The organism is Arthrobacter sp. NPDC058288 (assembly GCF_042880995.1).
Classification (GTDB): Bacteria; Actinomycetota; Actinomycetes; order Actinomycetales; family Micrococcaceae; genus Arthrobacter.
In genome coordinates, this window is the sequence record NZ_JBHVYH010000001.1 from 932,954 (window position 1) to 950,439 (window position 17,486).

The 17,486-nt window shown below is 62.2% G+C and carries 28 protein-coding genes and 1 tRNA gene; 5 read left to right on the plus strand and 24 right to left on the minus strand.

Annotated features, from left to right (window positions below):
• Window positions 1-9: 9 nt before the first annotated feature.
• The 4 genes from ACFVWT_RS04365 to ACFVWT_RS04380 all read right to left on the minus strand — a co-directional run bounded on the left by ACFVWT_RS04365 (window position 10) and on the right by ACFVWT_RS04380 (window position 3,072).
• On the minus strand, window positions 10-1,518 hold the full coding sequence (locus ACFVWT_RS04365; protein WP_390245567.1) for a hypothetical protein: 1,509 nt from the start codon (window positions 1,516-1,518) through the stop codon (window positions 10-12).
• A 9-nt stretch (window positions 1,519-1,527) separates the two neighbouring features.
• Complete coding sequence (locus tag ACFVWT_RS04370; protein WP_390245569.1) at window positions 1,528-1,920, minus strand: hypothetical protein; 393 nt, start codon at window positions 1,918-1,920, stop codon at window positions 1,528-1,530.
• A 9-nt stretch (window positions 1,921-1,929) separates the two neighbouring features.
• On the minus strand, window positions 1,930-2,334 hold the full coding sequence (locus ACFVWT_RS04375) for a bifunctional DNA primase/polymerase (protein WP_390245571.1): 405 nt from the start codon (window positions 2,332-2,334) through the stop codon (window positions 1,930-1,932).
• Window positions 2,335-2,766: 432 nt separating this feature from the next.
• The gene (locus tag ACFVWT_RS04380; protein ID WP_390245573.1) at window positions 2,767-3,072 is read right to left on the minus strand and encodes an HNH endonuclease; all 306 of its coding nucleotides are present in this window, start codon (window positions 3,070-3,072) and stop codon (window positions 2,767-2,769) included.
• Between the two features lie 15 nt (window positions 3,073-3,087).
• Between ACFVWT_RS04380 and ACFVWT_RS04385 the strand changes: the two genes are divergently transcribed.
• Both ACFVWT_RS04385 and ACFVWT_RS04390 read left to right on the plus strand, forming a co-directional pair.
• Window positions 3,088-3,447, plus strand: coding sequence for a hypothetical protein (locus tag ACFVWT_RS04385; RefSeq protein WP_390245575.1), 360 nt, complete (start codon window positions 3,088-3,090; stop codon window positions 3,445-3,447).
• 255 nt (window positions 3,448-3,702) lie between these two features.
• The gene (locus tag ACFVWT_RS04390; RefSeq protein ID WP_390245577.1) at window positions 3,703-3,897 is read left to right on the plus strand and encodes a hypothetical protein; all 195 of its coding nucleotides are present in this window, start codon (window positions 3,703-3,705) and stop codon (window positions 3,895-3,897) included.
• A 220-nt stretch (window positions 3,898-4,117) separates the two neighbouring features.
• Here the strand turns inward: ACFVWT_RS04390 and ACFVWT_RS04395 are convergent.
• From ACFVWT_RS04395 to ACFVWT_RS04445, 11 genes are all read right to left on the minus strand, one after another.
• A tRNA-Leu gene (locus tag ACFVWT_RS04395) sits at window positions 4,118-4,190 on the minus strand.
• 316 nt (window positions 4,191-4,506) lie between these two features.
• A complete protein-coding gene (locus ACFVWT_RS04400) occupies window positions 4,507-5,106 on the minus strand; it encodes a hypothetical protein (RefSeq protein WP_390245579.1) in 600 nt (199 codons plus the stop codon).
• A complete protein-coding gene (locus ACFVWT_RS04405; RefSeq protein ID WP_390245581.1) occupies window positions 5,103-5,336 on the minus strand; it encodes a hypothetical protein in 234 nt (77 codons plus the stop codon). The genes ACFVWT_RS04400 and ACFVWT_RS04405 overlap by 4 nt, the downstream gene beginning before the upstream one ends.
• Window positions 5,333-5,518 (minus strand): hypothetical protein, encoded by a 186-nt coding sequence (locus ACFVWT_RS04410; RefSeq protein ID WP_390245583.1) that lies wholly within the window; start codon window positions 5,516-5,518, stop codon window positions 5,333-5,335. The genes ACFVWT_RS04405 and ACFVWT_RS04410 overlap by 4 nt, the downstream gene beginning before the upstream one ends.
• Complete coding sequence (locus ACFVWT_RS04415) at window positions 5,515-5,922, minus strand: RusA family crossover junction endodeoxyribonuclease (protein ID WP_390245585.1); 408 nt, start codon at window positions 5,920-5,922, stop codon at window positions 5,515-5,517. Before ACFVWT_RS04415 ends, ACFVWT_RS04410 begins: the two co-directional genes overlap by 4 nt.
• A complete protein-coding gene (locus ACFVWT_RS04420) occupies window positions 5,919-6,251 on the minus strand; it encodes a hypothetical protein (protein WP_390245587.1) in 333 nt (110 codons plus the stop codon). The genes ACFVWT_RS04415 and ACFVWT_RS04420 overlap by 4 nt, the downstream gene beginning before the upstream one ends.
• Window positions 6,248-6,451, minus strand: a complete 204-nt coding sequence (locus tag ACFVWT_RS04425) for a hypothetical protein (protein WP_390245589.1) — start codon at window positions 6,449-6,451, stop codon at window positions 6,248-6,250. The genes ACFVWT_RS04420 and ACFVWT_RS04425 overlap by 4 nt, the downstream gene beginning before the upstream one ends.
• Window positions 6,448-6,798 carry a hypothetical protein gene (locus tag ACFVWT_RS04430; RefSeq protein WP_390245591.1) on the minus strand — a complete coding sequence of 117 codons (351 nt, stop codon included), beginning with the start codon at window positions 6,796-6,798 and terminating at the stop codon, window positions 6,448-6,450. The genes ACFVWT_RS04425 and ACFVWT_RS04430 overlap by 4 nt, the downstream gene beginning before the upstream one ends.
• On the minus strand, window positions 6,795-7,229 hold the full coding sequence (locus ACFVWT_RS04435) for a hypothetical protein (protein WP_390245593.1): 435 nt from the start codon (window positions 7,227-7,229) through the stop codon (window positions 6,795-6,797). The genes ACFVWT_RS04430 and ACFVWT_RS04435 overlap by 4 nt, the downstream gene beginning before the upstream one ends.
• Window positions 7,226-7,594: a hypothetical protein gene (locus ACFVWT_RS04440; RefSeq protein ID WP_390245595.1), complete on the minus strand. Its 369-nt coding sequence runs from the start codon at window positions 7,592-7,594 to the stop codon at window positions 7,226-7,228. Before ACFVWT_RS04440 ends, ACFVWT_RS04435 begins: the two co-directional genes overlap by 4 nt.
• 455 nt (window positions 7,595-8,049) lie before the next feature.
• A complete protein-coding gene (locus tag ACFVWT_RS04445) occupies window positions 8,050-8,385 on the minus strand; it encodes a hypothetical protein (protein WP_390245597.1) in 336 nt (111 codons plus the stop codon).
• Window positions 8,386-8,499: 114 nt separating this feature from the next.
• On the opposite strand from ACFVWT_RS04445, the gene ACFVWT_RS04450 reads away from it, so the two are divergent.
• From ACFVWT_RS04450 to ACFVWT_RS04460, 3 genes are read left to right on the plus strand one after another with little or no spacing between them, the layout of a single operon-like run.
• A complete protein-coding gene (locus ACFVWT_RS04450) occupies window positions 8,500-8,871 on the plus strand; it encodes a hypothetical protein (protein ID WP_390245599.1) in 372 nt (123 codons plus the stop codon).
• A gap of 43 nt (window positions 8,872-8,914) precedes the next feature.
• Entirely contained in the window at window positions 8,915-9,631 is a 717-nt protein-coding gene (locus ACFVWT_RS04455) for a hypothetical protein (protein ID WP_390245601.1), read from the plus strand.
• Window positions 9,632-9,680: 49 nt separating this feature from the next.
• Window positions 9,681-10,016, plus strand: a complete 336-nt coding sequence (locus ACFVWT_RS04460) for a hypothetical protein (protein WP_390245603.1) — start codon at window positions 9,681-9,683, stop codon at window positions 10,014-10,016.
• A gap of 5 nt (window positions 10,017-10,021) precedes the next feature.
• On the opposite strand, the gene ACFVWT_RS04465 is transcribed toward ACFVWT_RS04460, so the two are convergent.
• The 9 genes from ACFVWT_RS04465 to ACFVWT_RS04505 all read right to left on the minus strand — a co-directional run bounded on the left by ACFVWT_RS04465 (window position 10,022) and on the right by ACFVWT_RS04505 (window position 17,343).
• Window positions 10,022-11,569: a DNA cytosine methyltransferase gene (locus ACFVWT_RS04465; RefSeq protein ID WP_390245605.1), complete on the minus strand. Its 1,548-nt coding sequence runs from the start codon at window positions 11,567-11,569 to the stop codon at window positions 10,022-10,024.
• Window positions 11,570-11,693: 124 nt separating this feature from the next.
• Window positions 11,694-11,984 (minus strand): hypothetical protein, encoded by a 291-nt coding sequence (locus ACFVWT_RS04470; protein ID WP_390245607.1) that lies wholly within the window; start codon window positions 11,982-11,984, stop codon window positions 11,694-11,696.
• Entirely contained in the window at window positions 11,981-13,114 is a 1,134-nt protein-coding gene (dnaN, locus tag ACFVWT_RS04475; RefSeq protein WP_390245609.1) for a DNA polymerase III subunit beta, read from the minus strand. The genes ACFVWT_RS04470 and dnaN overlap by 4 nt, the downstream gene beginning before the upstream one ends.
• On the minus strand, window positions 13,111-13,656 hold the full coding sequence (locus ACFVWT_RS04480) for an HNH endonuclease signature motif containing protein (protein WP_390245611.1): 546 nt from the start codon (window positions 13,654-13,656) through the stop codon (window positions 13,111-13,113). Before ACFVWT_RS04480 ends, dnaN begins: the two co-directional genes overlap by 4 nt.
• Before the next feature lie 178 nt (window positions 13,657-13,834).
• On the minus strand, window positions 13,835-14,137 hold the full coding sequence (locus tag ACFVWT_RS04485; RefSeq protein ID WP_390245613.1) for a glutaredoxin family protein: 303 nt from the start codon (window positions 14,135-14,137) through the stop codon (window positions 13,835-13,837).
• Window positions 14,138-14,238: 101 nt separating this feature from the next.
• Window positions 14,239-14,742, minus strand: coding sequence for a single-stranded DNA-binding protein (ssb, locus tag ACFVWT_RS04490; RefSeq protein WP_390245615.1), 504 nt, complete (start codon window positions 14,740-14,742; stop codon window positions 14,239-14,241).
• 2 nt (window positions 14,743-14,744) lie between these two features.
• Window positions 14,745-15,965 carry an AAA family ATPase gene (locus ACFVWT_RS04495; protein ID WP_390245617.1) on the minus strand — a complete coding sequence of 407 codons (1,221 nt, stop codon included), beginning with the start codon at window positions 15,963-15,965 and terminating at the stop codon, window positions 14,745-14,747.
• Window positions 15,962-16,525: a hypothetical protein gene (locus tag ACFVWT_RS04500; protein WP_390245619.1), complete on the minus strand. Its 564-nt coding sequence runs from the start codon at window positions 16,523-16,525 to the stop codon at window positions 15,962-15,964. The genes ACFVWT_RS04495 and ACFVWT_RS04500 overlap by 4 nt, the downstream gene beginning before the upstream one ends.
• Window positions 16,522-17,343: a YqaJ viral recombinase family protein gene (locus ACFVWT_RS04505; RefSeq protein WP_390245621.1), complete on the minus strand. Its 822-nt coding sequence runs from the start codon at window positions 17,341-17,343 to the stop codon at window positions 16,522-16,524. Before ACFVWT_RS04505 ends, ACFVWT_RS04500 begins: the two co-directional genes overlap by 4 nt.
• Window positions 17,344-17,486 lie beyond the last annotated feature (143 nt).

Consider the following 17,486-nt stretch of genomic DNA (forward strand, 5'->3'; position numbering starts at 1 on the left):
GGCCACCTCCTAAAATACGATTGCGCCGCGCACCTTCTTCTCAGAAGATTTGGGGATACGGCGGGCGAATTTCTTCGCTCCAAAATGGGCGCAAGTCACGGCCACGGTCGGGGCCAAATCGACGTCGAGGCTCGTTCGGTTCCACTTGAACGAGCCTGGGCGGTTTTTGATCGGGTCCTGCGTGGTGTTCTTCGCGGAATGGTCAAGGTGTTCCTGGCCGAAGTGTGTGACGGCCGGGTGTTTCTCGACCGCTTCATGCAGGCCCGCGCACGCCTGTGTGTACTCCTGGCCGCTGAGGATGAATACCTTCATCTTCTTGGCCTTCAGCAGTGCCTCGAGCGGGTCGCGGGCCGGGGAATAGGCATCGATGACGATGGGGATGCGGCGCTTCGCACGCTCCCACAACCACTCCACCAAAGCAGTAGTCCCGCGCTCATCAAACGGAGCATCAGCAGCTAGCTCAAGATGGATGTCATCACCGTCCGCGAACGTCGAAACGCCGATCGAAACCTTCGTGCGCTCCGGGTTCATGTCCACGCCATATGCGGCCACTGGCCAGTCAGGATCCGGATCATCAATCGCCCGGTCGTCCCACTTCGTGAACGCCAGCTTCCCGGCAACCGAAGGCGTCGGCCACATGTTGAGCCGCTCGCGCGCGAACGACCGCGGGGAGAACTTGTGATGCTCAGTCTCGACCGTCCGGAGTTTGATACGGCCGCCGAGCGCTGGGTTAGCTTCAGCCCAGTGGGTGCGGTCGGCCGTGAAGACCTTGAGCTCCTGCTCGGTCATCTTGTCGACATCGCCGGCCGGAGAGTGCTCAACCCATGCCGAACGCTTATCGGCACCGGTCACAGCAGCATTCCGGACCCGCACGAAAGGCTCGCCGCGCTCGGAGAGATCCTTCGGGGGAGTGCCCATGTAGATCGTGATCGGATCACCAGAAGGGGCGGCCGAGGTAGTCGGCTCAAGAGCCTCCTGCTCGTCCTCCTCGTACTCCTGGCCCTCATCGACCACGAGGACATCGAAGGAGCTACCGCGGCCCGCGCCGCCCGTGCGTGCGCCCAGCTCGATCAATCCACCAGTGTGGAGCTCGATCGCTTCCTGGCCATTGGTCTTGCGGATTTCCTTCACCAGAGCGTTCAGCTCGGGGAACTTCGCGTTAGGATCATTGACCCTCGTGCCGAAGAAAAACATGAGGCGCTTGAACGCCTTGCGCGCAGAACTCAGAAGGTGCGAGGTGTGCAGGATCTTCATGTGGAGCGCCACCATCAAGTAGAGCTCCACGATCTCCAGCGCGCCGTTCTTGCCGTTCTGCCGCGGGACGCTTAGGCCCCACGTCGAAGCAACCCAGCCAGCATCATCAGTCCGCAGCCACGCCCGGACAACCTCCGCCTGCCAAGGGTCCGCGATGTAGTTATAACCCTCAGCGAACTCGAGTGCGTTCTCGGCATGCTCCATGGAGTAGCCACGCGGGGAAGGAGCGGTGTTGAAGCGTGCGACCTGCGAACCGATCAGCACGCGCACCACCTAGGCCTTGAGTTTTTTGTTCAACCTATCCAGAGGAGAAACGTTGGACGGAAGGTCAGCCGGAACGGGAGCCGGAGCAGCTGCAGCCTTGGAATCCGCGGGGGAGAGCTTCGTGAGGATGTTGGCGAATGCCAACGCATGCTGCCGGGCCTCAGCCAGTGGCGCTTGGAACTTGACCTCTACCGTGTACGGCTCATCATCACCGTTAGGGAAGTCGAGACGGAACTGCATGAGGTTCAGGACGCCCTTGCCCTGAATGATGTTGTCCAGCTCATCCATGCGGTCAGCCAGGCGGGCAGCCTCCAGCACGAGAGCATTACGGGGGACATCCGCGGTGGCCATCGCCTGCCAGATTGCAGAGCCGCGCTCGCCAAGTCCGGAAGGTTCATCCAATTCGGCCTCCTACAGGGTGAGCTTGTTTCCCGTCACCGCGATGTAGCGGCCGGCTGTGTAGCGTTCGATGTTCCGGCCGTCCCGGATCTTCCGGCCGGGCGCTTCCGGTGCCTCGATGAAGAGGTGAACACCCTCTCCGGACTGAGAGACTTCAGCGAAGATCACCGGCTCAGAGACGCTCCTGATGTACTCGGCAGCCCAGCCGGCCAGAGCCCCGTCGATGAAGCAGTGGTCCAAGTCGATGCAGCCGATACCGTCACCGAGAACGAAGCCCAGGCCGATGCCAGCATGCGATGCCTTGGCCTCAGCGAACGTCGACCACGTCGCCGGATCAGTCGAACTGGCGGGCCTGCCGGCAACAGTGATCGGACGCTTAGTGGAAGTGCGCCGAATCCATCTCGCGCGCTCGGTCATGGCCTTCGGTAGACCCGGGCGGCGGGACAACCGCTTACGACACCGGGCCGAACAGGTCCGAGCCTGCGAGCGATACAGCCTCAAAGGCTCCCCGCACTCCTCGCAACACCGATTCGACATGCTCCAATTCTAACAGAATGTCACACTTTCTCCTTGCAAATAAAGGGAAGTAGACGAAATGAAGATTGGAGCCACACGCCCACGAGAGCAAATCTGACGGAGGTCAAAAAGCCCTACAAGCAGGCGGCGCAGCGGTAACAGGGGCCCTCATGGCCGCGGAAATCCATCAGGCCGCAGCTGCGGGCCAGCTCGGGGGGATATTTTTCGCTATGCCTGGGGTACGAGGAAGCTAGGGGTGGGGAGGGGTGTCCCCCCACCCCCTTTTTTTTGGGGTTTGGGATAAGGAAAAGCCTTATTCGGGGTTATCCACAGTCACCATTTCCGGCTCGTTTTGAGTGGTTTGGCCTCCAGGATGGTCATTGTTTTGGGTGCTGGGCGGTTGCCTTTGGACTGATTGCACTTGCGACAGCACACAATGACGTTGTTTAGCGCGTCCTGGCCGCCGTTTGCATGGGCTATGACGTGGTCTGGCTCGGCGCTTGATGGCGTGCGGCTCACGTCGTAGTCGAGCTTGACCCGGCAGTAGGGGCAGCGCTCTATGCCTTGTGATCGGGCTAGGTGGAGTGCGCGCTTGCGGACTTTCTTCCATTGACTGGTGCCGGTGCGTGAGGTTGCCACGTAGACTCACCTGCCATGGGACTAAAGGAGTGGGCTGCTAAGGCGCCCGTAGCGACGTATGGGATGCTCACGCTGTACAAGGACCGGGTGCGATGCCTTGAGGCGAAGCAGAAGGGCGAGTATCCGCTGGCGGGTGTGACGGCCGTGGTGGAGTCAGGCGAGGCCTTATCTCAGCGTGTGACCCTTACTCGGTTCGCTGCTTTCGGCCTGATCTCGCTGGCCATGAAGAAGAAGTCTGGCGGTGAGTCTTACCTGCTGATAGAGGGTCCCGAGTTCGCTTGGACGTTCGAGGTCAAGCGTGGGGATCAGGCTAAGGCCCAGGCGTTTGCTGCCAAGGTTCGGTCGGCTGCTAAGGAGTCCATCAGCACCGTGTGAAGCCTATGGGCCTTGTTCGGCGCGTGTGGTCTTCGTCGTCGTAGAGGGGCTCACGGTCGCTGCTTATGTGGAGCTCGGGAGGCGCGCTGTACGAGTGAGCATGCTCGCTTCGGGCCTCGCCTGCTCCCTCGGGCCCGAACTCTTCAGACACGCTCATGGCTGCTGCTGAAGCTTCAAGCCAGGCGCAGATCGCGCGATATAGACGCATGCACCGCCTCCCGGTTGGCCCAAACGCGAGCCTGAGACAATTGAAAGATGGAAAAAGAACTTCTCGAACGTGTTGCCCTTGCCCAGCGTGACCACTGGCGCGATGTCGCTACCAATGCTGGAGACTTCGTTGGGTCCCAGGCAGATCCGGCGTGGCCCTTGAAAACGCCGGACGTCGCATCATTCACTCCGCGTGATTGGGCGAACTTCTGGAACCTGTACGTGGAGCCGGCCAAGAGCTAATAGCTGGTTGAGCTCCTGCATGGAGTAGGCGCGTAGCGTCGCCTCGTTCTTAGGCCGTAGATCAGTGATCCCACCACGATGCCGTGCGGCGCCCGGGTTGATCCTTGGCCGCACTTTGGGTGACTTGCCCAGTACCGGCCTACGGTCTCCATGCAGGAGAGCGGTGATCTACTTGCTAGGCCGCGTTCCTTCGGAAGTCTGCCGGCGTGCGTTCGATCAGTGGGCCTCCCCGGATTCGAACCGGGACTGTGCAGGTTTTGAAGCTGCTGTCTCTGCCGTTGGACTAGAGGCCCGTGCACCCATCAGCGGCCATACCGAGCCGGCATGACTTGATGGGGCGGTGCCGGGTGAAGAGTCCGGCGGTCGTACTCATGGGGGCGGCATTGGCCGCCCGTGGACTGCCGGGACTCGAACCCGGTGAGCCACCTGCATGACTCAGCCCTGCGTCCTCCGGACTTTCACCGGTATGCAGGCGCCTATGGGCTCTTCTCGCGCGCTGCCCGTTATGGGGGTTTCGGGCAGCAAAAAAGCCGGTCGCTTGGCGATCCGGCTTTGTTTTCGGGACGTCAAGGACGCCCTCGTGAGACACTTTAACACATTTTTGGTGTCCTAGGCGTGGCTTTCTTCCCGGCGTGTTTCGTACCAGACGTCTAGTACTTCGTGAGGGTTGTAGGTGGGTTGCGGGGTCCTCTCGACTGCTCTGAGCTTGCCTCTGTGGGCCCAGTTCCGGATGTCCTTGCTCGTGACGATGATTTGGGCATGGAGTTTGAGCCAGGGGAGCAGTTGGCGTGTGGGCATTGCTGGCGCGATGTTCTTGATGCGCTCGCGGTTGGCGGCATGGTTGACGGGCGGTTCGTTTGGTCCGCTGACGAGGATTTCCGCTTTGTTAACCCAGTCTTGGATCAGCAATGCGAGACCGGCGGCGCGAGGGTCGTGGGCGTAGGCTTTCGCGTCTGTCCCGACTGTCCGGAGGTTCTCTTGTAGCTGGAGGGCGTCGAGATTGATCGGTGCCGCGCTCCCGGGCTTGTGTCCGCCTCCGCCGCCTCCGCCGGCGGGCCGCACGTTGTCGAGTTTGGCGACGGTGACGCTGAGGGCCTTCACGAGATCTGGGACCATGTCGAGCCAAGCCTGTAGGTCGCGGATGCAGCCTGTGCAGAGGTAGGTGCTGGTGTGGTTTTGGCAGTCTGCGGTGGTGCATTCCATGCTCATTTGCTCACCACCTCTCGGACGTCGAACGCTTTGGTTGCGAGCACGAGGACGCGCTCGCCGTCGTCGTCCTCGTTGTAGTTCCAGAACCCGATGCGGCAGTGGTCGTAGAAGTAAATTTCATGGGCTTCGATCTCGCGCCAGTTGCTCCCGTCGTAGACCCTGTACGTGAAATTGCGCAGCTTGCGGGGCGGGTGTTCGGGTTCGGTCGCGTTCACATGGGGGAAGGTCATCGGCTGCCTCCTGCTTCGAGTTTGATGATTTGGAGCTGCCACCCGGTGGTGACTTTGATGGGCTCTCGCGGGTCGATGCCGAGGTTGAGGGCGTCCTGAGCGAAGGCCCATAGGTCGGCAACGGTCATCCCGGTCTTCTTGTCTTCGGCGTTCCGGACGAGTGTGATCGCGTTTCCGCTCATGGCTGCTCCTGGGTGATGGTGAGGTCGGCGCCTGGGACGTTGTCCGCCCAGACTTTGCGGATGTCCCAGTGGACGATCCTGGCGTCGTCTTTGATGACGCCGGACTTGGTCAGGGCGTCTCCGATGGCGCGCTGGAGCTTGTCAAGGTCCGGGGCGCCGGCAGGTGCGTCTGGGTACTTGGTGGTTTTGGGTTTGCGCAGCCGGACTTCCCCGGCGATGCTCACCGGCCGGTCGATTGGTACCCAGAACGGCCCCGTTGCGAGCCGGGCAGATGCCTCAACCGCTGCGCGCCATGCCGGGAGCTTCTTGTCCATCTCGACGAGCGAGACCTTCCGGCCGCGGATGAAAGCCTTCTTACTGCCCTGCGTGGCTGGTGCGCCATGGACGACGATGTGGAGGCTCATCGGCCGCCCCACTTTCGCCGGTCCTTCAGCAGTGATGGGTCGTGGGGGATGTTCGGCGCTGGCATCAGCGCATAGTTGATCTGCTCCATTGCCGGAGCGATCGTCTCGACGATGTTGCGGGCGAGGTTCGCGTAGGCGCTCACCACCTCGGTCATCACGGCGCGAAACGGTTCGAAGGCTTGCCGCAGCATCTCCTCGCGGTGTTCCGGCATGTGAGGGTGCCAGGATTCGGCCTCTCGAGCGCCGAAAAGGTCAGGGCTGGGGAATGAGATCCAGCCGCAGTCCGGGCAGTCGTACACCCATTGGGCTTTGCGCAGTTTGCGGATCATCGAGCCACCTCCGTCGCGGGTGCGGGTGCTTCGGCGAGCACAAGCTCATTCGGGCCGAACCAGAGCGAGTGATCCTCAAGGCCTGATATGTGGAACGGGAAGCGCTGGGTCCGGTCAACGTCGATGACCGTCCCGACCTGATCGAAGTGCTTGCAGCCGCGGGCGATGATGCGGACAGGGTCGCCGATCTTGAATTTCATGGGTGCTCCTTGAGGTCTGTGAACGTGGTGGTGAGTGGGAACTCGTGGCCGGACTTGTGATCGGCGGGCAGGATGCAGGGTGCGTAGATGTGCCGCCATTCGCGCCAGGTCTTCACGACGCCGTGCACGGTTTCGAAAGGCTTGACCTGCTTGGTCTCGGTGTCGCGGGATGGGGCGCCGCACGGCTCGGCGTCTTCATCGAGGTATTGGGCCGGGCTCTCGTCAAAGGCGTCCCTGGTCGCCCAGCAGAGCCCGCAGCCGTGGCAGACGTACTGGTCGCCGTCGTGCTCCAGACTGTCGCCGCAGGATCCGCAATCGATGGACACGCGGATGGTTGGCAACGTCATTTTTCTCCTTGAATGACTGAAGCCGCCCCGGTCGGGGCGGCTTCTATGGTTTCTGCAGGGTGGTCTGGGTCTTTGGGGACGGGCACCAGCGCGCCATTACGGTCTCGCCAGCGGCGTTCGAACTGTCGGGCCATGCGGAACAGTCCGAGCCGCTGTGCCCACGGCAGGCCGGGCAGGTCTCCCGCTGAGTAGTAGCCATTCGCGACCCATTCGCTCGCGTCGCCGTAATAGCTTTCGAAGTAGCAGTCATCGGCGGCGTTGATGTGCTTGCGGAATATGTTGCAGTGGGCGCAGGCCTTGATCGTGAAGAAGTCGCTTTCCCAGCTGCCCGCGGTCGGGTGGTAGCTCTCGCCGGGTTCGATGATCCGGCCGCACTCGTCGCAGGTGTGCGCCTTCCGGGCCTTGCGGCTCTTGGTTGCTGCGAAGTTCATGGTTCCTCGCTTTCTGGTTCGTGGTGTTTGCCTATGCGGTCGGCGGGTCGGATGCCGGCTTTGACGTCGGCGTGGCATGAGCGGCAGGTGTAGCCGTCCTGCCCTATGTGGTCTTCGCACGGTGCGGCCCGGGCTAGGAGCGGCCGGGCTTTCTCTGGCCAATGTGGTCCGGGGCGGAAGATCGGCGCTGGGGTCTGGCAGGAAGGTTCCATGGCCTTCGTGATCGCGGCGATGATCAAGGCGCCCAGGCTTGGGACGTCGCGGTGCTTGTCGATGAGTGACATCAGCGATGCGATGCCCCAGTCCGGTCTTATCTCGTGGAGCAGGTACGCGATGGCTCGTCCCTGCTGGTCCGTGATGGTCACGGCTTGCCTCCCTTATGGATCAGTTGACGCCCGTCCCATGCGGGCCCAATCATCAAGTCCTTCCACTGGCGTTCCGTGTGGCCTTCGCAGCCGCGGTCGCACACCTTCATCTCTCCGGACCAGTACCAGCAGGCTTCGCACGGTTCCGGCGGGTATGTGGGCCGGATCTGTTCCGGCATCCAGCAGTCGCACGAGTCGCCACCACCACGTGGGCACTCCCCGTATGGGCATTCGGTCAATGGAAATTCCTTTCAGCCAAAAATCGCTCAGGCCTCGCGTCACTTAGGTGATGTTTGGCTGGAAACTCTTTCCCCACTTTTCTAAAAGCCAGCCAGAAACAAGGGAGAGATGGGGCACCCAAGGTGAGCTATAAGTACTTGGTCTTGGTCTTGGTCTTGGACGATTTGAGGAACAGCGTTCGGAACGCTTTTGGAACGGCGTTCCGCATGCGTTCCCTACTTGTTCTTGCTCTGTCCTTCGATGAACTTTGCTTTGCGTTCCGCGGCCTTCTCCTTGGCCGCGAGTACCTGTTCCTTGGTGCGCTGGTACTCTCCCCAGGAAAGGAACTGGAAGTCCTCGCCTGCTGCTTCCCAGAGCCCGGTCTTGATGAGCTTCTGGGCGAGCTGCTTTCCGCGTGGCCAGGACTCCACGAACCAGAGCGGCACGGCCCCGTCGGTTAGGTAGTCCGTGCAGTATGTGCCGGCGAGAAGCCACAGCCCCATTGCCTCGAGCCCGGCGATTCGGGATTTCGGGTGGGAGTGCATCTTGTCGTCGGCGTTGAACCAGGCCATTGGTGGCTCTCCTATCTGTGCTGCGTTGAAGCCGAGGGGGTAGCGTCGGCTCTGCATCTGCGGCCCGGCTATGCTGAATTGTTGAATTTCCACTGACTAAATGGGGGTATTGCTTTGGAACAGAAAGACTTCATTGCGGCGAACTGGCCGGCTTTTGTTTCGATTGCCGCAGTTTTCTCGGCGGTATGGGCGCTGTCGCTCAAATCGCTCAAGGACATACGTGATTCGGTTCATGCGGATGCACCAACTAGGGACGCCGCGGCTGCAGCGATCATTGCGCTGGGTATCGTGGGATCCATTGGTGCGTCGGGCGCTCTCGGCTTCGCTTTCCTGCCAAACGGGTGGGGGTTCGTTCTAGGTGCAGGCATTTTCCTTATTCCTTTCATCGCGATGTGCGTGATCTACTTCCGGCTGAAGCACAAATCGAAGCGTCAGGGCGCCACCCCTGATAAGGGCCCCGTCGTTCCCGTCGCAAGCGAGGGGTAGGGCCCCAGCACACGCTGTGCCCGCCCGCATATAAGATCCGGGGATGGATGTTTTCGTATGTGGTGAAGCGCTCTGGATTTCATGCGGTACTTGGCTCGGTTTCTGGGAAGGCATGATGGGTGCGCTTACCAGTGCGCTGCTCGCCGCGGGGGTTGCATTGATGGTTGTCTGGCTCACCAATAGGCACCAGACAACGCTGGTTGACCGGCAGTTGCAGGATGCCCAGACGAAGGCTGAGTTCGCACTCGGTCAGCAGAAAATCGACCAGGTGAAAGCCCATCGGGAGCAACGGACTGCATTGAGTACGCAGCTCAGGGAGCAGCGCGAGAGCCTCAAGTTCCAGCTTGAAGAACAACGGAAAGAAGCATCGAAAGACCGCGAGCATGCAGCGATTGCGGAAGTCCTGGCTTGCCTTTCACAGGCCTACATATTGCTCAGGCCAACCCAGTCGCTGGATGATCTGCATCTTGTCCGCTTCGCCGCGGCCATGGGCAGATGGGAACTTGAGTCGACGGACGCGGAGCTTCGTGCAGAACTGAGGCAGTGGCCCCTTCAGTGGTGGGACTCCATCCGCGAGACGAGAAAATCCGGCGGAAGCGATGAACACGAAGTTGGGCTAGTAACGGCTCGTGTAATGCTGAACTTCGCGCGTGAGTGGTCCAACGCTGACGCAGTCCGGAGGGAGGTTCTGATGAAAGAAGTTCGCGAGCAGAGAGAACGCCTGCAGAAGAAGGAATCCGAAACGGCTAGAGCGGTTTGAACCCCAGCCGGGACCGGGCCCTGTCAGCAGTTGGATGTATGCTCCGGCCATGACTATCGACGTGAACGCGGCGGGGTTGCTCGCTCAGGTAATTCCGGCTCTCCTGGTTTTCCTTGCTTTGGAGGATCGACTTTCACCCGCCCGAATTCCGGGACGGAAGTGGCGCCACCGGCTCATGCGATGGCGGGAAGCCGCCGTTGTGCTGAACCTCCTCGCCCTGGGCCTCTGCCTCGGCATTGTCGTCACGAAGAGCGAAAACATCGTGCTCAGCTTCGTCATCGCAGCCAGCGTGGCGTTCCTCCTCGTTGTGCTGGCACTGCTTTTTGCTGGCATGTTCGGTAGGGAGGATGAACCTGTCACGCCGAAGGTGGAGGAGGCACGATAACCCGATCACGCCGCCACGAGTGATCCGGCGTCCGACAGCGAGAGTGCTGCCACGATGAACAGGTCACGGGCGGCCGGGGGAGTGACCGCGTTGCCTGCCTGCTTGACCTGCTCGCGCTTGTTGCCGGTCATGATGTAGGTCTTGGGGAACGCCATGCCCGCGCTGATCTCGTAGGGCTCCAGCATCCGGAATTCGCAGTCCTCGATTTCGGGGACGGTCCATTCCGTGACGCCGTGGTGCTGGCCGCCGGCGCTGAAGGTGCCGAACGGGTCCGATGTCGGGGCGTTGGATGCGGCCAGGTGCTCGGGGGAGGTGCCGCGCATGGTGGTGATCATCGCGAACCGGTCGGTGGTGCTGATGGTCGGGATGGCTTTGGCCACTGGGTGCATTTGGCCGTTGCCGTAGTACTCCATGAGCATGTGGCTTCCGGGCGCGGTGAGCAGTCCGGTTTCGTTGCGGGTGGTCTGGGTTCGCATGAGTCCGGTGACTGGTGTTGCTACCTTCCCGTCGCGGCCTTCCACTGGAACGAGGAGTGAGCGGGTGTAGCTGGTCGTCTGGGTCTGGAACGGTTCGGAGTGGACGGGGCTGATGATCTCGGCGCCGCGGACGGCATCGATGCTGACGGCCTTCCCGTGGTAGCGCTTGAGCCCTGCCGCGATCCTGGCCATGGTCTTGGGTACGAGCGGTTTGGTGCGGTCGCCGATGCGCTGCCCGCGCAGCTTCCAGTCGATCGCGGACGCGGCCGGCAGCCAGCCCGGTTCGATTACGGAGTTGCGGCACTTCGTATTCGGGCACCGGTAGACGTACTGCGCCTTGTAGCGGCCCCAGCGGTACTTCGGGTTCTTCCATGACTGGACGCAGCGCACCGTCTCATCGCACGTCCCGCAGTGAGCCAGCGGCATGAGCAGTTCGAAGTTCGGCCGGCGGTTGCCCTTGAGCCAGAACATCACGTACATCCGGTCGCGGGACTGCGGTGCGGGGAGGCCGCCGAGCTGGGCGTGCATGGAGTTCATATAGACGATGTGGTGCTCGTAGCCGAGTGCGTCCATTGCCATCAGCCAGGCGCCGAACATGATCCATTTGGCGGCGTCGACGACGTTCTCGGTGATGATGAGCTTGTATTTGTGCCATTCGGCGAAGCGGGGCACGTCCCACATGGTGGCGCGGGACCGGTCGGCGGCTTCGTCTGCGATGGAGTCTCCGAAGAGGTCAGCCTGGTTGGTGATCCGCTTCTTGCCCTTGGCCACAGAGTGGTTGGTGCACTCCGGTGACGCCCAGAGGATGTCCGAGGTGGCGATGTAGCGGGGGTCCGTGATCTGGATGTCCGCGCAGACGTGATCCGTCTCGGGATGATTGGCGTTGTGGGTTTCGATGGCGCGGGCCCAGTGGTTCATGGCCGTCTTGATCGTTACGCCCGGGACCTCGAGGGCGCCCGTGGATGATCCGCCGGCGCCGCAGAACATGTCAGTCGCGGTGAGTTCGTTGTTGGCCTGCTGCATGAACTGCTGCAGGTCGGTGAGGATGTCTTGGCGCTCAAGCAGTGCGGTGCTCATGATTCGTCCTTGTCTGCCAAGCGTTGCTTGGTCTTCGTGATGATTGGTGGTGGTTGCGTTTCGAGGTCGTGAGGGCCCAGTAGCTCGAATATGTCTGTCTGGCCTTCCAAGATCTCGTCCAAAGTCAGCCGCCGGTGTTGTGCCGGTATGCGCGGCTGTCGGTGGGCACGGCGGGGGCTTCGATGACGACGACTTGGTGTGCGCCTCCGGATCCGGGGACGCGGCGGCCGTCGGCGATGCAGGCCCGGGGTGGGCCGACGATGCGGGCTTGGTGCCGGTGGGCGACGGTGGGCAGGTCGCCGATTGCTTGGAGGATGAGTTCTTGGTCGGTCTGGGCTGTGCCTTGGCCGTCGATTACGGGCCATACGGCACGGAACGTGTGCGTCGCTGGAGGCGCGGGTTTTGGTTTGCTCATGACGGCATCCGGACGGGCATGATGAGGTGCTTGGGTGCCGTCGGGTCGTTGGCTTCAAGGCCAGCGGGGGAGAACAGGAACGGTTTCGGAGCGCTGGTGTAGGAGATCCGGACTTTGTCGCCGGTCAGCTGCTGCAGCGTCTCCACGAGGTAGCGTGGATTGATGCCGAACTTGATCTCGTCGTTCGTGCCGGCCACGTTTCCGCCAGCTGCTAGCGGGGCAATGGAAGGACCGAAGAGCCCGTAGTCGAAGGTCACTTCGGCGCCGCCGTCGAACATGCGGACGAAGCAAGGGGCGAAGCGTTCGTTCATCCGCTCGGCCACTTTCGCGGACTCGAGCAGGACGGTACGTTCCACTTCAAACGAGGCTGTGACGCTTTCGGGGAACAGTGCCTTGATCTTGGGGTAGTCCCCGTCAACGCTCACCGAGGTGAATGTGGCGTGCTCGGTCTTGATGCTGATGCGGTTGTCGCTCAGCCCGATTACGACGTCGGCGCCTGTGAAGAATCGATCCAGGGCTTTGATGGTGCGGTAGTTCATGAGGAAGGCAGCGGAACCTTCGCCTTGCCCTTCGACGTGGTCTTCGGCCAGCCGGTAGCGGTCGGTTGCGAGGAGCTCCATAGCGCCGTCGCCGATGGCTACCCGGACTGCGGTGAGTATCGGAAGCGTGTCGTGTTTGGATGCGGCGATGGATACGCGGCGCAAGGCAGCCCGGAACTCTCCAGCTGGGACCGACAGGAAGTCGGTGGGCGACAAGTCCGGGATCTCCGGGTAGTCAGCGACGGGCATGGTCTCCGCGTGGAGCTCGTAGCCGCATGCGGAGACCGTGATCTTCTTGCCGTCCAGGGCAACGGTGACGGGCGCCGTCTTCGTCTTGCCCGTGGTGGTGCGCACGGCGTCAAGCAGCCATCGGTAGGTGACGAGGAAAGGGGTGCCCTCACCCTCAGCTTCGGCCAGCGTGGTGACGGATGAAGTGTCGTAGTCGTAGGCGGACAGGACGCCGGCCGCGGGATCGATGTGCACGTTGTAGAGGACGGGCACAGCCTTCTTGCCAGCCATCGCCGGGGCTAGTCGCGTCAGCGCGGCGATCCAGTCCTTGGCGGGTGCGGTCACTACTTGAGGAATGGTCATTTGTTTCTCCTTGAATCTGGGTACGAAAAAGGCCCCGTTGAAGGGGCCTTGGTAGTGGGTGACGCAGACGTTCGGTCCGCGTCGTTGTGAGTGAAGAGCCGTAGCCGGAGTTCCCTCGCGGCCTCGCCAGCCTGTTCGGGAGTTGGAAACTCGCCGCCGTAGTGTTCGCGGCCGTTGTGCTGTGCCCGGGCCGCCCACTTGCGCGTCCGTTTGTTGAACCGAACGCCGCGATAGCCTGACGTGTTGTCGCTTCGGAGGCCCGCCGGGTTTTCGTTGTTCTGCTTATTCGTGGCGAGGCGAAGATGTGCCGGGTTCACGCACGTCCTGTTGTGGCATCGGTGGTCTACCTGCATGCCGTCCGGGATGGGCCCTACGTGGAGTTCGTATGAATATCGGTGAGGCATCACAGCTTTGTTGTTGGACGCGGGACCTATAGCCCACATCCCGTAGCCCTTTTTCGTCCTCCTGGCGGTCCACTCCCAGCATTCCGAGGACTTGTCTACATGGCTCCAGAACAGTTGCTCTGTGGTCAGCGTCTTCATTTTCGACGGCCTCGCATTACGTTGTTTATGGCTTCATTTCCCGTTGGATCACGTACTGTGCGGGTGGCGCGGTGGTTCGCGTCGTCCTGCGCCTGGGCTTCCCGGTGGTGCTCGCATGAATGGCGGGAGAGGCAGATGCCTGTTGAGTGGCGGCAGAGCGCGCAACAAGGGTCCGGGGTCATGCGGCGTCGGCGCGGTGCGTAATGTGCTCGCGGATCCGGTCGACGTCGAGCCCGTACCAGTGGATGTCGCCTTCGATGGTGGATACGTAGACGACGGGCGCGCCGGTGTACCCGAGGGTGTCCTTGACGTACGCGAGAGCGGTTTCGTCCTTAGTGACGTCGACTTCGGTGTAGTAGATGCCGGCGGCGTCAAGCTTCTTCTTGGTCATGCGGCAGGGCTGGCAGTTCGGTTTGGTGTAGAGGACGACGGCGGCGCCGTCGCGTGCCTGGATGCGCTGCGAGAGGTCTGAAATGGTCATGGTTTCCTTAGCGGGTGTTGCGCTGCGCCCGGCCGGGGGAGTGACCGGGCGCCGCGGGCATAAAAAAGCCGCGGTGTGCGCGGCTCGGGGTTGCGGTGGGGCTAGAAGGGTGGTTCGTTGACGGGGCCGTTGCCCCAGCCGTTGTTGTTCTGCGCTGGCGGCTGGGCCCATGGGTCTTCCTGCGGTGCGGGCTGGTTGCCGCCCCAGTTGGCTCCGGATGAGATGGGCTGTTCGTTGGCGGCGTATGCCTGGCCGTGGAAGGTGAGGTCCTTGCCGATGGACTGGATGTTCACCTGCAGGGCCGATCGGTTGTTCCCCTCTTTGTCCTGCCATTTCTTGGTTTCGATGACCCCTTGGGCAATGACCGAGTCGCCCTTCTTCAGAAGGTTGCAGATGTTCTCGGCCCGGGTGAGTTTGCCTTGGTTCCATGCTTCGCAGCGCCAGAATGTGGCCTCACCGTTCACCCATTCGTTGGTGTTCCGGTCGAATCGGCGCGGGTTGAATGCGATGGTGAAGTTTGCGACGGCCGAACCGGACGGCGTGAAGCGGAGTTGCGGGTCTTCGGTCAGCTTGCCGGCGAGGTAGATGGGCTGGTCGTTCGCCATGTTCAGGCCACCTGCCCGTCTTCGATGATGATTCCGCGGCCGTCGCCGTCGCCTACCATTTCGATCCAGACTTGGAAGTCGTTTTCGCGGGCGACTGCTTCAACGAGGGCGAGGTTGTCGGAGTCGAGGAGGGATCCGTCGGCGATGCGGATAACGCGCAGCTTGGGGTTGAGTGCGATGGCCATGGCCAGGGACGCCCTGAGCTGTTCGGCGCCGGATGCCTGGCGGAACGGGATGCCGTTGAGTAGCACGCCCGTTTCGTCAAAGCCGAGCGGGAGGCCGCCCGGGAAGGTGGCCGCGGCGAGCCCGTCCGCCTTCTGCTTGTCGAGGGCATCGATCTGCTCGCTGAGTGTCTTGTAGTCGGCGCGGAGTGCGGCCTGTCGGGCGACCTTACTCAACGCTTCGTTGTTGGCGCGGATCGCGGCGTTGCTGTCTTCTACTGATGCAAGCTGAGCTTCAAGCGGCGCGGTGTCATGGGCGGGAGGGAGGACGGATTGACCGTCGCGGCGGGTTTTGAGCGTGGATTCCCAGTTTGCGAGTTCTGCGGTGAGCTCCTTGATCTGCTCACGGATGGCGCTGACCTTGTCCTCGGCAAGGCTGACGCCGTTGGCCCACTCGGCACGGGCGCGGGCGTTGGCTTCAAGTTGCCGGATCTTGGCTATGATTTCCGACGCGCTGGTTTCCTCGGTGGGCAGCGACTCATCCGCCGTCACCTCACCGATGGCCTTGCCCTGTCTTCCGACATCGGCCCGGCGTTCGACGATGTCCTTGCGCTCGGCCGCCAGCTTGTTGAGGTCGAACGGCAGCTCCACGAGATCCAGCAGGGTGGCGAGCTGGTCACGGTCGGACAGCTGGGTGAACGCGAGCGGGTCGAGGGAGAGCTTGCCGAGGAGGTCGTCCAGCTTGGCCTGGCCCTTGGGGTACACGGCGCCGTCGTGGGACTTGACCGTGAGAGTGGATCCGGATGCGGTGAAGCGGCGGGTGACAATGAGCTCTTCTGTTTCGAGGACGATCTCGGCGCGCTCCTCACCGTCACGGATTGGCTTCGGGGTGGTCTTGGCGTTCACGCCGCCGAGTGCCGCGGTGATGCTGTCGAGTACGGAGGTCTTGCCCTGCCCGTTCTTCCCGGCGACGATGACGAGGTTGCCGTCCGGGTCCGGGGTGATCTCCGCGGCGACGATGCGCTTGTAGTTGGTGGAGGTGAGTCGAACGATCTTGGTCACTGAGTGGTTTCCTTTGCGGTGGTGTTGACGTAGTCGATGACGTATTCGGGCGCGTTCTGGCCGGTGAGCCATTCGAGGTAGCTGGTTACGGTGCCCTCGGCGATGGCCTTGGCGGTGTCCGCCTTGACCTTGTCGTTGATGACGGGCGCGGCTGGTTCGGAGCTCGTTGGCGCGGCGTCGGGGAGCGGCTGGACTGTGAATGTCCGGCGCTGTCCACGGGCCACCGTGATAGGCACATGCACAGGCTTGTTGCCAATATGCGACATGTGGGAGATCCGGATCCCGCCCGGGACATCCTTGCCGAACCTGACCGTCGCATCCTTGAATAGCGTCACGCGCCGGCCGATCCATACGTCCGCTTCGTCGCCCCATAGGACCATTAGGACGCGCAGCATTCCCAGCGGTGGACGCCAGGCGCGGCCTTCGCCCTCGACGAGCTCGATGTCGTATTTCTGCTCGGCCGCGCCGTCCTTCACTCCGGCGACTGTGAATGTGCGGGGACCTCCGGTGAAGTCGTCCGCGTTCCATTGGTCTGAGCGTGGCTCGGCTGTGATTTTCAAAGCTTCAACTCCAGTTCGAGGTAGTGGTCTACGCGCTCAGTCATGGGCATGTCGGCTGTGGTGGCGAGGTAGGTGCTCACCATTTCGGTGGCTTCCTTCTCAAGCCAGGCCGCGGCCGCGATGATCGCTGCCCGCCATTCAGGGTTTGGGTAGACCCGTTTCGTCCAAAGCTTCATGCCTCCGGAGTAGCTGGTGTAGTCGATCCATGACCGGCCGGAGACAAGCAGCCCGGTTTGGAGTTGCGCCATGTTCTCGGCCGGCACCTCATTGGCGAGGACTGTTTTGAGCTGGATCTTTTGGGCCCGGCTCTTGATCTCGATCAGCCCGTCGTCACCAACGAGCCCGTCCGGTGAGTACCCGATCTTGAAGCCCTCGAAGTGCCGGACCATGAACCCGAGCTCGGCGACGGGTGCGTGGTGTTCGGAGTAGGCGTCTCTCGCGTACGGCTCGTCCAGGGTGCCGCGCTCCATGGCCCGTGATGTCGGCACCGGTTCGACGTGGCCGGTGATCCGTTCGGCCGCGAGAGTCAGCACGAGGCCGCGTGCCGTGTCACTGGTGTGGTCCACGGTGATCACCTTGTCCAGTTCGCGTGCCGCTGCGGCACGTGCCGGGTGGAGTGTCTTCAGCGGGCCGGGTGATCGCTTCCCGGTGCAGGGGTCGCCCGATGCTGCGCCACATTCCGGGCAGTCGGTTTCTATCGCTGACGGCTGGCGGGAAGTCACGAGTAGGCCGACGACGGATGCGGTCACGATCCCGCATCGTTCCGCCAGCCACTCGGGTGATCCCTGCTCTAGGTCCTTGAATATTTGCAAGCTCATGTGTCCCCAATCTGGGCATAAAAAATGGACCCGCTCAGGTCCGTTGGTTGGTTCCGTGCTGTTCGCAGTCCGGGTCGGTTGGTTTCGGGTGGATCGGGTTGTACCTAGCTGGCGGGCATGTGCATCCCGGTTCGCGGTTGGTG